Below are 14,631 nucleotides of genomic sequence, written 5' to 3' on the forward strand. Positions count from 1 at the left end.
AGTCGCGGAGGAGGTAGCCTCGTTGACACGCCGGCGACAACGCCTGATGGTCTGTTACCTGCTGTGGATGGTGGCCTTCATCGCGGCCTACTACTCCGACCCCTCGCAGCGGATCATCTGGTGGACGGGCATCGGGCTGGGCGGCGTGGCCGCCATCGTGATCGGCGTCCGCCTCAACCGCCCGTCCCACGCGCTGCCCTGGTACCTGCTGGCGCTCGCGAACCTCAGCTTCACCGCGGGCGAGGTCGTCCAGGCCGTCCAGTTGCAGATCCTGCACCTCGACAACCCGTTCCCGTCGGTGGCCGACGGCTTCTACCTCGCCGAGTTCGTGCTGTACGCGGCCGGCGTGCTCGGCTTCATCCGCTGGCGGACGGCCCATCAGGACCGCGCCGGCCTCCTGGACGCGCTCATCCTCACCATGGGCCTCGCCCTGCTCTCCTGGATCTACCTGATCCTCCCGAACGCGCGGAACGCCGACCTCGACTGGTTCCCGAAGGCCGTCTCCATCGCCTATCCGCTCGGCGACGTCGTCGTCCTCGCCCTGCTGTTGCGCCTGCTGACCCCGCGCGGCGGCAACAGCCGCTCGCTGCAGCTGCTCACCGTCGGCACCCTCGGCATCCTCACCTCGGACGTCCTGTACGGGCTGATCCAGTTGCACGGCACCTGGCACATCGGCGGGCCGGTCGAGCTCGGCTGGGCCGCCTTCTACACCGCGTGGGGCGCCGCGGCGCTGCACCCCTCCATGGTCGAGCTGACCCGGCCGGTGCCCACCCAGCAGCCCGACCTCGGGCGCGGCCGGCTCGCGCTGCTCACGCTCGCCTCGCTGATCGCCCCGGCGATCCTGATCATCGAGTCGCTGAACGGCAACACCAGCAACGCGGGCGTGATCGGCGCCTTCTCCGCCCTCCTCTACCTCCTGGTCCTGGCCCGCCTCGCGGTCGTCGTCGTGGCCCGCCGGGAAGCCGTCGGCCGCGAGCGCGCACTGCGCGTGGCCGGGGCGTCGCTCACCGCCGCCGTCGCCGTCGAGGAGGTCGCCGACGCCGTCCAGATGGCCGCCTCCACGCTCATGCCCACCGAGGCCGGGCACGTCGCGCTGCTGGCCGTCACCGAGGGCGGTGTCCTGCACGTGCGGCACGCCGAGCGCGGCGCCGCCCGGCACGCCGCCGCCGAGCACCCCGGCGGCCCGGACGAGGTGCTGGCGCTCGCCGTCTACCGCGAGACCCGCCTCCTGCCGGTCGAGGACATCGGCAGCGGCCTCGCCACCCGCCTCGACGGCATGCCCTGCGCGCTCCTGTGCCCGCTCACCCTCGCCGAGCGCCCCTCCGGCGACCCGCTGATCGGCGCGCTCATCGTCACCGGCACCGAGCAGGAGCTCACCAGCCTCTGGGGCTCGCTGGAGATCCTCGCCGCGCAGGCGGCGCTGGCCGTCGAACGCGTCATGCTGAGCCGGGAGATCAACCGCCGCAACAGCGAGCTGTACTTCCGCACCCTCGTCCAGAACGCGAGCGACGTCATCCTGATCCTCGACGCCGACGACTGCATCCGCTACGCCTCGTCCTCGGCCGAGCGGGTCCTCGGCTACCCCGAGCTGGAGGGCACCCAGTTCACCGAGCTCGTGCCGCCCGAGGACAGCCGGGCCGTCGGCAAGGCGCTGTCCCGCATGCGCGGACCCGCCGACCCGCCCGGGGCGCCGGAGCACTCCGGCGAACGGCCCCGCGACGCGCACCGCGAGCAGCAGCGCGAGCACTGGCGGCTGCTGCGCACCGATCGCACCCCCATCGAGGCCGAGGTCCGCCACACCGACCTCCGCAGCGACCCCACCGTCGGCGGCCTCGTGCTCACCCTGCGCGACGTCACCGACCAGCGCCGCATGGAGCGCGAGCTCACCCACCGTGCCTTCCACGACTCGCTCACCGGCCTCGCCAACCGCGTCCTGTTCCTGGACCGGGTCGGCCACGCGCTGTCGCGCGGCGAGCGCACCGGCGCCGTCACCGGGGTCCTGTTCATCGACCTCGACGACTTCAAGGTGGTCAACGACACCCAGGGCCACTCCGTGGGAGACGAACTGCTGGTCGCCGTCTCCCTGCGGGTCTCCACCGCGCTGCGCTCCTCCGACACCGCGGCGCGCCTCGGCGGCGACGAGTTCGCGGTGCTCGTGGAGGACGTGCTGCGCCCGGACGACGTGGACGCGATCGCCGAGGGCGTGCTGTCGGTGTTCGCCGAACCGTTCAAGCTGAGCGCCGGCGCGGTGCGGGTGACGGCGAGCATCGGCGTGGCGACGACCGAGGACAGCGTGGACGCGGCCGAACTGCTCACCCACGCCGACCTCGCGCTGTACTCGGCGAAGGCGGCCGGGCGCCGCCAGTCCTGCCACTACCAGCCGTCCTTCCAGGCCGGGCTGGTGGAGCGGCACGAGCTGAACGAGAACCTGGACACCGCGATCGCCGAGTCCGCGTTCAAGCTGTACTACCAGCCGATCGTCGACCTGCGCACCGGCGACCTGGTCTCCTTCGAGGCCCTGGTCCGCTGGCCGCACGACCGGCGCGGCATGGTGCTGCCCGACGAGTTCATCGCCCTCGCGGAGGAGAGCGGCCAGATCGTCCCGCTCGGCGCGTGGGTCCTCGAACGCGCCGCCCAGGAGGCCGCCGCGTGGCACGAGGCGAGCTCCGCGGCGCGCGCCGCCTCCGGGCGGCCGCCGCTGCGCGTCAACGTCAACGTCTCCGCCCGGCAGTTCCGCGACGCGGGCTTCGTCGACGTCGTGCGGCAGGCGGTCGCGGCCTCCGGGATCGACCCGCGCACGCTCGTCCTGGAACTCACCGAGTCGGTGCTGATGCGCCGCGACGAGCGCGTCCACGACGACATGAGCACCCTGTCCGGCCTCGGCGTCGGCATCGCCATCGACGACTTCGGGACGGGCTACTCCTCGCTGTCCTACCTGCGCGAGTTCCCCATCTCGATCCTGAAGATCGACAAGTCGTTCATCGACGGCCTCAGCTCCTCGCAGCAGCAGTACGCCCTCGTCGAGGGCATCGCCCGGATCGCCGACACGCTCGGCGTCCAGGTCATCGCCGAGGGCATCGAGCACCCCGAACAGCGCGACCTGCTCGCCGCCATGGGCTGCCCGCTCGGCCAGGGCTACCTCTTCGCCCACCCGCTCACCTCCGAGCAGGCGCGGGCGCTCGTGCGCACGACGACGAACGAGCCCGCCCGGCCGGGGGCCGCCCGCTAGGAGCCGCTAGGCGGTGAACGCGGTGCGCAGCGCTCCGGCGAGGACGGTCAGGAGCGGAAGGGTCGGCGCGGCACGGCCCGCCTCGATCGCGCGGATCCGACCTTCCGTCAACCTGGTTCGCTGCGCGAGCTCTTCGACGGAGAGCCCGAGGGCGGTGCGGCGCTCGCGGACGGCGTGGGCGAGGTCGGCGGCCGGGTCGCCGCCCGGGTGGGCGGGGAAGTCCTCGATCGGGCGTCTCGGCTCGCTCACTGCGTCTCCTCGTCTGCACGTGCCCGCGCGGCGGTGGGGCGCACAGCGTGGCACACCGCCGGATCCGGGCGTGCGAAGCGGCGGTCAAGGATCCTTGACCGCCGCTTGGGAGTTCGGGGGCCGGCCCGCTGAGGTGGTGGGACACGGCATCGTCGTAGCAGCACCGACCGCACCGCACCCCGACGACGCTCGCGGCCCGCCGCCGGCTCAGACCACCGCCGGCCGGGTGGTCGTGGCCGTGGCCGTGGGCAGCGTCGGGGGCGTGGTGCTGCCGGCGGTGCTGCCGAGGGTGCGTTCGGCCTTGGCCACGGCCGTGCGGTACTGGAAGGACGCCTCCTGGGAGCCCGCGTCCTGGCGTTGGAAGTAGCCGAAGACCATCGCGACCGTGCCGAAGCGCTCGATGCCGATGTAGGCGTTGAGCTGGACGCCGGCCAGGGTGCCGTCGAGGCGCACGGCGGGGGCGTCGGGGCGGTCGCCGAGGGTCACCGGGGCGACGGTGAAGCTCACCGAGTCCTCGGTGCCCGCGTTGAAGGTGATCTGGTGACAGCTGCGGAACGCGTCGGTGGCCGTGGTGAAGTCGGTGGTGAGCTTGCCCGCGTCCTCGGCGGTGAGGTTCTCGGTCACCATCGGGTTGCCGTCCTCGCCGTCGAGTTCGACCTCGACGTGCGGGCTCCCGGGCGTCGGGGTGGCGTCCGCGTGCATGTTGACGAGCGCGCTGAGGGCGTCACAGCCGCTGGCCGGGGACGGGTTCTCGCCGGGGCTGGGGCTGGCGGTCGTGGGGACCTCGGTGTAGCCGGGGCCGACGTCGTCGACGGTGAGCAGGGCCGCGCTGAGCTGGTCGGCCGTGGGGAGGTCCTGGGCCGGCGCCGCCGCGGCGGCCAGGTGCGCCGGGCCCAGGACGACCGCCGCGACGAGCGCTGCGGCGGTGAGGGCGTGGAGCGGCCTGGAGTGGGACATGCGGGCCCCCGGTCGAGAGTTCGGGCAGGGACAGGCCACCAGTGTCCCACCGGGGTCGGCGCGGAGCGCGCGGGGACGGAAAGCCGCAGGTCAGTCGCCCGGCAGGGCGTCCAGCGTCTCGGTGAGCCACTCCACCCAGAACGTCTCCAGACCGATGCCGGCCCGCAGCACGGCGTGGTGGAGCCGGTTCTCGTCGGCGGCGCGCTCGGGCGGGAAGTCGTGCCGCTCGATCGCCAGGTAGTCGTCCACCTGCGCCCGGTGGAGCTCGAGGTGCCGCCGCAGTTCGGCGTCGAGCCCGGCCGTGCCGACGACCGCTGCGGCGCGCAGCCGCAGCAGCAGCGGTTCGCGGACGGCCCGCGGGTCGGAGCCCTCGGCCGTCCAGCGTTCGAGTTCGGCGCGGCCGGCGGCCAGCACCTCGTACTCCTTCTTCTGGCCGCGCGCCGGGCCGGCCTGCGGGAGGGCCCGGATGTGTCCGGAGGCCTCCAGCCGGCCCAGCTCGCGGTAGATCTGCTGGTGCGTGGCGGACCAGAAGAAGCCGATCGACTTGTCGAAGCGCCTGGTCAGCTCCAGCCCCGAGGAGGGTTTCTCCAGGAGGGCGGTGAGGATGGCGTGGGGCAGCGACATGCGGTCGATCCTAGGGGCCGCGGCGGGTCAGAGCGCCGCCGCCAGCTCGGTGCCCTGCTTGATGGCCCGCTTGGCGTCGAGTTCGGCGGCCACGTCGGCGCCGCCGATCAGGTGCGGGGCGTGGCCGAGGGCGCGCAGCTCGGCGTCGAGGTCGCGGCGCGGTTCCTGGCCGGTGCACAGCACGACGGTGTCGACGGGCAGGAGCTGGCGCTCGCCGTCGATGGTGACGTGCAGTCCGGCGTCGTCGATGAGGTCGTAGGTGACGCCGGCGACCATCATGACGCCGCGGTGCTTGAGTTCGGTGCGGTGGATCCAGCCGGTGGTCTTGCCGAGTCCGGCGCCGACCTTGGTGGTCTTGCGCTGGAGCAGGTGCACCTGGCGCGGGGGCTTGGGCGGCTCGGGGCGGCGCAGGCCGCCGCGCTCGCGGTACTCCGCGTCGATGCCCCACTTGGCCTGGAAGACGGGCGGGTTGAGGCTGGCGGCGTCGCCCTGGTCGGTGAGGTACTCGGCGACGTCGAAGCCGATGCCGCCGGCGCCGAGGATGGCGACGCGCTCGCCGACGTGGGCGCCGTCGCGCAGGACGTCGAGGTAGCCGACCACGCTGGGGTGGTCGACGCCGGGGAGGTCGGCGGGGGTGCGGGGGGTGACGCCGGTGGCGAGGACGATCTCGTCGAAGCCCTCGGCGGCGAGCTCGCCGGCGGTGACGACGGCACCCAGGCGCTGGGTGACGCCCAACTCGGCCAGCCGGGTGCGGTAGTAGCGCAGCGTCTCGTCGAACTCCTCCTTGCCGGGGATGCGGCGGGCGATGTTCAGCTGCCCGCCGATCGTGTCGGCGGCGTCGAACAGCGTGACGTCGTGGCTGCGTTCGGCGGCGGAGACGGTGAACGCGAGCCCGGCCGGGCCGGCCCCGACGACACCGATGCGCTTGCGGAGCTTGGTCGGCGAGAGCACCAGCTCGGTCTCGTGGCAGGCGCGTGGGTTGACCAGGCAGGAGGTGATCTGGAGGTTGAAGGTGTGGTCGAGGCAGGCCTGGTTGCAGCCGATGCAGGTGTTGATGGAGTCGGCACGGCCGTCGGCGGCCTTGGCGACGAAGTCGGCGTCGGCGAGCAGCGGGCGGGCCATCGACACCAGGTCGGCGTAGCCGTCGGCGAGCAGCCGCTCGCCGATCTCGGGGGTGTTGATGCGGTTGGTGGTGACGAGCGGGATGCCGACCGAGCCCATCACCTTCTTGGTGACCCACGCGAAGCCGCCGCGCGGCACCGAGGTGGCGATGGTCGGGATGCGGGCCTCGTGCCAGCCGATGCCGGTGTTGATGATGCTCGCGCCGGCCTCCTCGACGGCCTGGGCGAGCTGCACGACCTCGGCGAGCGTGGAGCCGCCGGGCACGAGGTCGAGCATGGAGAGGCGGTAGACGATGATGAAGTCCTCGCCGACCCGCTCGCGGACCCGGCGGACGATCTCGACCGGGAAGCGCATCCGCTGCTCGTACGCGCCGCCCCACTCGTCCTCGCGCTGGTTGGTGGCCGCGACGATGAACTCGTTGATCAGGTAGCCCTCGGAGCCCATGATCTCGACGCCGTCGTAGCCCGCCCGGCGGGCGAGCTCGGCGCAGCGCGCGAAGTCCTCGACGGTCTGCTCGACCTGCTCGGCGGTGAGCGCGTTGGGGACGAACGGGCTGATCGGCGCCTGGAGCGCGCTGGGGGCGACGAGGTCGCGGTGGTAGGCGTAGCGGCCGAAGTGCAGGATCTGCATGGCGATCTTGCCGCCGGCCGCGTGCACGGCGTCGGTGACGACGCGGTGCTTGTCGGCCTCCTCCTCGGTGGTGAGCATCGCGCCGCCCTCCCAGGGGCGCCCGGCCTCGTTGGGGGCGATGCCGCCGGTGACGATCAGGCCGACGCCGCCGCGGGCGCGCTCGGCGTAGAAGGCGGCCATGCGGTCGAAGCCGTCGGGGGCCTCCTCCAGGCCGACGTGCATCGAGCCCATCACCACGCGGTTGGGCAGGGTGGTGAAGCCGAGGTCGAGCGGGCTGAGCAGGTGGGGGTAGGGGCTGCCGGGCGTGGCGCTCATCGACGTCTCCTGGGTCCTCGGGGCGCGGGTGCTCTGGATGCGGGTGCTCTGGTTACCGCAGAGTAGGGGACGCCCTGAGCCATGTGCAACTAGTTGCATAAGGACGCGGCGGTATCGTCCTGGTGGCATCGGAAGCAGTTGCGCAGGAGGGGGACGGACATGCGGGGTGGCTCGGTCGCCGTGGTCGGCGGCAGCATCGCGGGAAGCGCCTTCGCCGGGGTGGCGGCCCGGCAGGGGGCGGAGCGGGTCGTGGTCCTGGAGCGCAGTCCCGGCCTGCTGGAGGACCGCGGCGTCGGCCTCTGCATGCAGGACGCGCGGTTCGCGGAGCTCGTCGACGCCGGGCACGTCCCGGCCGACGTCCGCCGCCACCGCCTCGCCCTGCGCCGCTGGGTCACCCGCGACGACGCGCCGGGCGGCGACGGCGACGCTCGTGGACGGCGGCTGTGGACGCAGCCCTTCGAGTTCCACTCCTTCCACTGGGGCGTGCTCTGGCAGTCCCTGCGCGCACGGACGCCCGCGGAGGTGGAGTTCCGGCTCGGCACGACGGTGACGGAGGTCGGCGGTGACGACGACGGCGCCTGGGTGACCGACGGCGACGGGAGCCGCGAGACGTACGACCTCGTGATCGGCGCGGACGGCTACCGCTCGGCGGTCCGCGAGGCCGTCTGCCCGCGGGTCGGGCCCGAGTACGCCGGGTACGTGTGCTGGCGCGGCAGCTACGACGCCGCACTGCTGGAGCGGTTGCCCGGCGGCGCGGCGGCGTGGCCCGAGGAGGAGTGCGCGACCGTCTGCTTCCCGGGCGGCCAGGTCGTGCTCTACCGCATCCCGGGCGTCGATCCCGGCACCACGCAGGTGAACTGGGTCTTCTACGCGCCCACGCCCGACTGGCTGCGCCTGAGCGGGCCGACCAGCATCCCGGCGGGCGCGCTGGACGCCGGGCGGGCGGGCGGACTCGCCGAGCTCGCCGAACGGCGGCTGCCGCCGTACTGGGCGGCCGTGGTCACCCTGACCCCGCCGGAGCGCACCTTCCTCCAGCCGATCTACGACCTCGCGACCCCGCGGCGCACGGCCGGGCGCCTGGTGCTCGCCGGGGACGCCGCCACGGTCGTCCGCCCGCACAACACCAGCGGCGCGGTGAAGGCGCTCCAGGACGCGCACGCGTTCGAGGAGGCGGTGCGCGGCGCCGACGGTTCGTGGACCACCGCGCTGTCCGCCTACGAGCGCGAACGGGGCTCGGCCGGGCTGGAGTTGGTGGACCTGGGCCGTCGGCTCGGCGCCGCGCAGGTCGTCGACGCGCCGGACTGGTCGGCCATGGACGAGTCCGCGATGGCCGCCTGGTGGCACCGGCAGGTCACCGGCAGCGGAGGGTTCGGCGGCAGCCCCCTCGGCTCACGGCCGGGGGCCTGAGCACAGGGAAGCCAGAGCCCGGAAGCCTCACGCCCGGGGGAAGCCAGAGCCGGGGGGGAAGCCCGGACGAACGCACCGAGCGGGCCGCGCTCTCGCACGGCCCGCTCGCGCCGGCCCCGTGAACACGGGCCGGACGATCAGACGTTGACGCCGTAGTCGCTCGCGATGCCGCGCAGGCCGGAGGCGTAGCCCTGGCCTATCGCGCGGAACTTCCACTCGCCGCCGTTGCGGTAGAGCTCGCCGAAGACCATCGCGGTCTCGGTGGAGGCGTCCTCGCTCAGGTCGTAGCGGGCGATCTCCTGCCCGTTGGCCTGGTTGACGACGCGGATGAACGCGTTGCGGACCTGGCCGAAGTTCTGCATGCGCGCGTCGGCGTCGTAGATCGACACCGGGAAGACGACCTTCGCCACGTCGGCGGGCACCCGGGCCAGGTCGACCTTGATCTGCTCGTCGTCGCCGTCGCCGCCACCGGTCAGGTTGTCGCCGCTGTGCTCGACCGAACCCTCGGGGCTGCGCAGGTTGTTGAAGAACACGAAGTGCTGGTCCGACACGACCTTGCCGAGGGCGTTGCAGAGCAGCGCACTGGCGTCCAGGTCGTAGTCCGCACCGGTGGTGGTCCGGACGTCCCAGCCGAGCCCGATGATCACGGCGCTCAGGCCGGGCGCCTCCTTGCTCAGCGAGACGTTGCCGCCCTTGGCCAGCGAAACTCCCACGATTCCCTCCTCGGATCTCTCCCTGCGGAGGAATCTACAACACTGTAGAGATCACGAGAATCCACCTGCGGTCGCTGCCGTCCCCCGGCTTTTCTCAGGGGTGCGCGGGCCCGCTTCCCGCGCGGACGGGCAAGGCTCCTCCGCAGAAGGGCCGGGCTCCTTCGCGGAAGGGCCCGGCCCGGGCGGCCGACCTACACTGGCCGTGCGGGCGGGGCGCGCCGCCCGGCGACCGCGCGGGAGGTTCCCATGCGCCAGCGGCACAGCTTCCACCTCGACCAGGCCGGCCACTCGGTCACCGTCAACGTCCGCTCCGGCTGGATCACCGAGACCGAACTGCTGGTGGACGGCAAGGAGTGCGCGTTCCACCGCGTGCACGGGCACGGCTCCTACCCGCTGACGTTGGCCGGGCAGCTCGCCGAGGAGCCGCCGGTGCCGCTCGCCGTGCGGCTGGACCGCACGGGGGTCGCGGAGCACCCACTCACGTGCGTGCTGGAGCTGGCCGGCGCGGCGCGGGCGATGCCGGAACGCGTCGGTCGCTGAGGCGAACCACTCGGCACCTCAGCCTTCCTGACGCTCCGCCAGGATCTCGTCGACGGCCTTCGCCGCCCGCTGCGCGTCGTCCGCCACCAGGCCGATCCTGGTCCGGCGGTGGAGCACGTCCGCCGCGTCCAGCGCGCCCTCGTGCGTCACGGCGTACGCGATCTCCGCGCGCGTCACGTCGATCCCCTCGGCGACCGGCGTGAGCTCGCCGGCCTCCAGCACCTCCGCCGCCGTGCCGCCGTGGCGGGCGAGCAGCGAGGCGGGCACGCCGCGCTCCGGCAGCGGGCGGCTGTCGCGGTGTCCGGGGGCGCCGACCAGCGGCAGCCGGGCCGTCCAGCACGCCCGCGCCGGCAGGCCGCGCAGGCGGACGGCGGCGTCCACCGCGTCCTCGGCCATCCGCCGGTAGGTGGTGAGCTTGCCGCCGACCACCGTGACCATCCCGGACGGGGACTCCAGCACCGCGTGCTCGCGGGAGATGTCGGCGGTGTTCCCACCGCCGGTGTCGATCAGCGGGCGCAGCCCGGCGTAGGCGCCGCGGACGTCCGCCCTGGTCAGCGCGGTGCTCAGGGCCGCGTTGACGGTGTCCAGGAGGAAGGTGATCTCGCCGTCGGTCGGCACCGGCTCGTCCGGGATCGGGCCCGGCGCGTCCTCGTCGGTCAGGCCGATCGCGACCCGGCCGAGCTGCTGGGGCAGTGCGAAGACGAAGCGGCTGGTCGAGCCGGGGACCGGCACGGTGAGCGCGGCCGTCGGGTGGCCGAGCGCGGCGGCGTCGACCAGGACGTGGGTGCCGCGGCTCGGCCGCAGCCGGATCGACGGATCGACCTCGCCCGCCCACACGCCGGTGGCGTTGATCACGGCGCCGGCACTGATCGTCAGCTCGTGGCCGCCCACCGTGTCGACCAGCCGGGCCGAGCCGCCGGTGACGTCCTCGGCGCGGACCCGGGTCAGCACCGTCGCACCGTACTGCGCGGCCGTCCGGGCCAGCGCGAGCACCAGCCTTGCGTCGTCCACGAGTTGGCCGTCGTGCGCGACGAGCGCGCCGCGCAGCCCGGCCGTCCGGACGCCCGGCACCAGGCGGCGGGTCCGCTCGGCGTCGATCCGGCGCACCCGGGGCAGCAGCGCGCCGGGCGTGCCGGCGCTCAGCCGCAACGCGTCGCCGGCGTGGAAACCGGCCCGGATCAGCGCGCCCTGCCCGGGGCGCAGGAGGTCCGGGAGCAGCGGCACGAGCTGGGGAAGGGCCCGGACGAGGTGCGGCGCGGTGCGGGTCATCAGCACCCCGCGCTCGACGGCGCTCTCGCGGGCCACGCCGATCCGCCCGGAGGCCAGGTAGCGCAGGCCGCCGTGCACGAGCTTGGAGCTCCAGCGGCTGGTGCCGAAGGCGAGGTCGCGGGACTCGACGAGCACCGTGCGCAGGCCGCGCGCAGCGGCGTCCAGGGCGACCCCGGCGCCGGTGACGCCGCCGCCGATCACGAGCAGGTCGACCTGCGGCCGGCCGGCGAGCGCGTCCAGCTCCACCGCCCGCCTGGTGCCGTTGAGCCGGCTCGACCCCGCGAAGGGGCCCGCGGGCGGCACGGAGGGAGTGGAGGGAGGCGTCATGGCGCGAGGTATCCGTTCAACGCTCGGGCCAGTTCGCGCCGCCAGGCCGCCTCGGGCAGCAGGGAGGCGACCATGCGGTGCGACTGGACGGTGGACTGGGCGATGAGGAGCACCATGGCGGCCAGTTCGAGCGGCTCGCCGGCCCGGATCGAGCCGTGCGCCTGGCCCTGCTCGATGCCGGTGCGCAGCGCCTCCAGAAGGCCGCGCTGGCTGGTGCCGAGCCGTTCGACGACGTACTCCAGGAGCAGGTCGGAGTCGTCGGAGTGCAGCAGGGCCCCGAGCACCGGGTGGTCGCGCAACCGGACGGCGACCTCGACGACGCGGTCGACGAAGGTCTCGCGGTCGTGCACGTCCAGCACGTCGCCCTGCTGGGTGGCCGCCAGGATCTCCCGGGTGAGCAGCGCTCCGATCACCGCCTTCACGTCCGGCCAGCGCCGGTAGACGGTCGGGCGGCTGACCCCGGCGCGGCGCGCGATCTCGGCGAGCTGCGTCCGGCGCACGCCGAGGTGCACGATCAGCTCTGCGGCGGCGTCGAGGATCGCATCGTCGGTGCTGCGCGGCCGGTCCGGGGCATCGGCGTCCGGCGCGCCCGGGGCGTCCTGGGAGGCCGGGGAGGTGGCGTTACTACTTGACATGATGTGTGAAACTGTAACGCATGGCACCTGAGACGCAAGCGGGCCCGGCCGACGCCGCGCTGCCGCTCCCCCCGATGAAGTGGGACGCCTGGGGCGACCCGGCCCTCGCCAAGGAGCTGTCCGCGGACATCAAGGGACTGCTCGCGGCCGCCCTCGGTGTCACCGGCGACGCCGAGCCCGGCCCCACCGCCGACGAGGTCCGCCTGCATCCCTCCCGGCTCACCGACGCCGACCTGCTGGCGCTCGCCGCCGTCGTCGGCGAGGCGCACGTGAGCGCCGCCGACGCCGACCGCCTCCCCCGCGCCGGCGGCAAGTCCACCCCCGACCTGCTGCGCCGCCGCAGCCGCGAGCCGCAGGACGCGCCCGACGCCGTCGTGCTGCCCGGCAGCGAGGACGAGATCGCCGCGCTGCTCGCGGTGTGCGCCGAACGCCGCATCGCCGTCGTGCCGTTCGGCGGCGGCACCAGCGTGGTCGGCGGCCTCGACCCCGAGCGCGGCGCCCTGAACGCCGTCGTCTCGCTCGACCTGCGCCGATTCGACCGGCTGCTCGACCTCGACGAGACCTCCGGCGAGGCCCTCCTCGGCGCCGGCCTCACCGGCCCGGCCGCGGAGGCGCTGCTCGCCGAGCGCGGCCACGAACTCGGCCACTACCCGCAGAGCTTCCGCTTCGCGACCATCGGCGGATTCGCGGCCACCCGCTCCTCCGGCCAGGACTCGGCCGGCCACGGGCGCTTCGACGACATGGTGCGCGGTCTGCGCGTCGTCACCCCGGTCGGCGTGCTGGACCTCGGCCGCGCCCCGGCCTCCGCCGCCGGCCCCGACCTGCGCGAGCTCTTCCTCGGCTCGGAGGGCGCCCTCGGCATCATCACCGCCGTCCGCGTCCGCGTGCACCCCCTCCCGGCCGTCAAGGCCCACGAGGCCTGGAGCTTCCCCGACTTCGCGACCGGCGCCGCCGCGCTGCGCGCCGTCGAGCAGCAGGGCACCGGACCGACCGTCATCCGGCTCTCCGACGAGGCGGAGACCATGGTCAACCTGGCCATGACGGAGCAGATCGGCGGGTCCCCCGCGGTCAGCGGCTGCCTCGCCGTCACCGTCTTCGAGGGCACCGCGGAGCAGGTCGCCGCCCGGCACCGGCTCACCCGCGAGGTGCTCCTCGCGGCCGGCGGCACCTCGCTCGGCGAGGCCCCCGCCCGCGCCTGGGAGCACGGCCGCTTCAACGCGCCCTACCTGCGGGACTCCCTGCTCGGCGCCGGCGCGCTCTGCGAGACCCTGGAGACGGCGACGAACTGGAACCGCCTGCCGCAGCTGCGGGCCGCCGTCACCGAGGCGCTCACCACCGCGCTGCCCGGCGCGCTCGTGCTCTGCCACATCTCGCACGTCTACCCGACCGGCGCCTCGCTCTACTTCACCGTCGTCGCGGCCCTCGGCGAGGACCCGCTCGCGCAGTGGGGCGCCGCCAAGCACGCGGCGTGCGACGCGATCGTCGCGGCGGGCGCCACCATCACCCACCACCACGCCGTCGGCGCCGACCACCGGCCCTGGATGACCGACGAGATCGGCGAGTTGGGCGTGCGGATCCTGCGCGCGGTCAAGGCCGAGCTCGACCCGGCGGGCATCCTCAACCCGGGCAAGCTGATCCCGTGACGACGCGCGCGCCGAGAACCGTCGCGCTGCTGGCCAACCCGGCGGCGGGCGCGGGACACGCCGCGCCCGCAGCCGAGCGGGCCGTCGCCCGGCTGCGGGCCCTGGGCGTCGAGGTCCGGCGCCACGCCGGGCGCGACGCCGAGGACTCCGTCCGCCTCGCCCGCGAGGCCGTCGCGGGCGGGGCGGACGCGCTGGCCGTGGTCGGCGGGGACGGCATGGTCAACCTCGCGCTCCAGGCCGTCGCCGGCACCGCCGTCCCGCTGGGGATCGTCCCCGCGGGCACCGGCAACGACCACGCCCGCGAGTACGGCCTGCCGCGCGACGCCCCCGAGGCCGCCGCCGACGTCATCGCCGCCGGACGGACCCGCACCGTCGACCTCGGCCGGATCACCGGCCCGGACGGGACGGCCCGTTGGTTCGGCTCCGTCCTCGCCACCGGCTTCGACTCCCTGGTCAGCGACCGCACCAACCGCCTGCGCTGGCCGCGCGGCCGGATGCGCTACAACCTCGCCATCCTCGCCGAGTTCGCCAACCTGCGCCCGCTGCCCTTCCGCATCACCCTCGCCGACGGCACCGTCATCGAACGCGACCTCACCCTGGCCGCCGTCGGCAACACCCGCAGCTACGGCGGCGGCATGCTCATCTGCCCTGCCGCGATGCCCGACGACGGCCTGCTCGACGTCACCGTCGTCGCCGCGATGCCCCGGCTGCGGATCGCCCGTTTCTTCCCGACCGTCTTCCAGGGCACCCACGTGCACCACCCCGAGGTGGAGACCCACCGCACCCCGTCCCTGCGGATCGAGTCCCCCGGCATCACGTCCTACGCCGACGGCGAGTTCATCGCCCCGCTGCCGGTCGAGGTCACCGCCGTCCCGGGCGCCCTGCACCTGCTCGTCCCTTAGCGCCCTACGAGGTGCCGGCCCACCAATCGGCACTGTCCACCCCGGCCGCCCAGCGCCCCGGGGGTGGAC

12 protein-coding genes are annotated in these 14,631 nt (G+C 74.3%); 5 read left to right on the top strand and 7 right to left on the bottom strand.

Features of this window, described 5'->3' with window-relative positions; translation table 11 throughout:
• Positions 1 to 22: 22 nt before the first annotated feature.
• A complete protein-coding gene (locus PUR71_RS32845; protein WP_329930826.1) occupies positions 23 to 3,229 on the top strand; it encodes a putative bifunctional diguanylate cyclase/phosphodiesterase in 3,207 nt (1,068 codons plus the stop codon).
• 6 nt (positions 3,230 to 3,235) lie between these two features.
• Here the strand turns inward: PUR71_RS32845 and PUR71_RS32850 are convergent, their stop codons facing one another.
• The 4 genes from PUR71_RS32850 to PUR71_RS32865 all read right to left on the bottom strand — a co-directional run bounded on the left by PUR71_RS32850 (position 3,236) and on the right by PUR71_RS32865 (position 7,126).
• Positions 3,236 to 3,478, bottom strand: coding sequence for a helix-turn-helix domain-containing protein (locus PUR71_RS32850; RefSeq protein ID WP_329930827.1), 243 nt, complete (start codon positions 3,476 to 3,478; stop codon positions 3,236 to 3,238).
• A 207-nt stretch (positions 3,479 to 3,685) separates the two neighbouring features.
• Positions 3,686 to 4,435: a hypothetical protein gene (locus PUR71_RS32855; RefSeq protein ID WP_329930828.1), complete on the bottom strand. Its 750-nt coding sequence runs from the start codon at positions 4,433 to 4,435 to the stop codon at positions 3,686 to 3,688.
• A gap of 90 nt (positions 4,436 to 4,525) precedes the next feature.
• Complete coding sequence (locus PUR71_RS32860; RefSeq protein WP_329930829.1) at positions 4,526 to 5,059, bottom strand: PadR family transcriptional regulator; 534 nt, start codon at positions 5,057 to 5,059, stop codon at positions 4,526 to 4,528.
• Between the two features lie 27 nt (positions 5,060 to 5,086).
• Entirely contained in the window at positions 5,087 to 7,126 is a 2,040-nt protein-coding gene (locus PUR71_RS32865) for an NADPH-dependent 2,4-dienoyl-CoA reductase (protein WP_329930830.1), read from the bottom strand.
• A gap of 159 nt (positions 7,127 to 7,285) precedes the next feature.
• On the opposite strand from PUR71_RS32865, the gene PUR71_RS32870 reads away from it, so the two are divergent.
• On the top strand, positions 7,286 to 8,533 hold the full coding sequence (locus tag PUR71_RS32870; protein WP_329930831.1) for an FAD binding domain-containing protein: 1,248 nt from the start codon (positions 7,286 to 7,288) through the stop codon (positions 8,531 to 8,533).
• Between the two features lie 137 nt (positions 8,534 to 8,670).
• Here PUR71_RS32870 and PUR71_RS32875 read toward each other — a convergent pair whose 3' ends face one another.
• Complete coding sequence (locus PUR71_RS32875) at positions 8,671 to 9,246, bottom strand: TerD family protein (RefSeq protein ID WP_329930832.1); 576 nt, start codon at positions 9,244 to 9,246, stop codon at positions 8,671 to 8,673.
• 246 nt (positions 9,247 to 9,492) lie between these two features.
• On the opposite strand from PUR71_RS32875, the gene PUR71_RS32880 reads away from it, so the two are divergent.
• Positions 9,493 to 9,786 carry a hypothetical protein gene (locus tag PUR71_RS32880; protein WP_329930833.1) on the top strand — a complete coding sequence of 98 codons (294 nt, stop codon included), beginning with the start codon at positions 9,493 to 9,495 and terminating at the stop codon, positions 9,784 to 9,786.
• Between the two features lie 18 nt (positions 9,787 to 9,804).
• Here PUR71_RS32880 and PUR71_RS32885 read toward each other — a convergent pair whose 3' ends face one another.
• Together PUR71_RS32885 and PUR71_RS32890 are read right to left on the bottom strand one after the other, a co-directional pair.
• Positions 9,805 to 11,382 (bottom strand): glycerol-3-phosphate dehydrogenase/oxidase, encoded by a 1,578-nt coding sequence (locus PUR71_RS32885; protein ID WP_329930834.1) that lies wholly within the window; start codon positions 11,380 to 11,382, stop codon positions 9,805 to 9,807.
• Positions 11,379 to 12,017, bottom strand: coding sequence for a TetR/AcrR family transcriptional regulator (locus PUR71_RS32890; RefSeq protein ID WP_329930835.1), 639 nt, complete (start codon positions 12,015 to 12,017; stop codon positions 11,379 to 11,381). Before PUR71_RS32890 ends, PUR71_RS32885 begins: the two co-directional genes overlap by 4 nt.
• A gap of 20 nt (positions 12,018 to 12,037) precedes the next feature.
• Here PUR71_RS32890 and PUR71_RS32895 point away from each other — a divergent pair, with 20 nt between their 5' ends.
• Positions 12,038 to 13,660: an FAD-binding oxidoreductase gene (locus tag PUR71_RS32895; RefSeq protein ID WP_443077649.1), complete on the top strand. Its 1,623-nt coding sequence runs from the start codon at positions 12,038 to 12,040 to the stop codon at positions 13,658 to 13,660.
• A complete protein-coding gene (locus PUR71_RS32900) occupies positions 13,657 to 14,562 on the top strand; it encodes a diacylglycerol kinase (RefSeq protein ID WP_329930836.1) in 906 nt (301 codons plus the stop codon). The genes PUR71_RS32895 and PUR71_RS32900 overlap by 4 nt, the downstream gene beginning before the upstream one ends.
• The last annotated feature ends 69 nt before the right edge of the window (positions 14,563 to 14,631 follow it).

The sequence above is a fragment of the Streptomyces sp. SP17BM10 genome, from assembly GCF_036322405.1.
Classification (GTDB): Bacteria; Actinomycetota; Actinomycetes; order Streptomycetales; family Streptomycetaceae; genus Kitasatospora.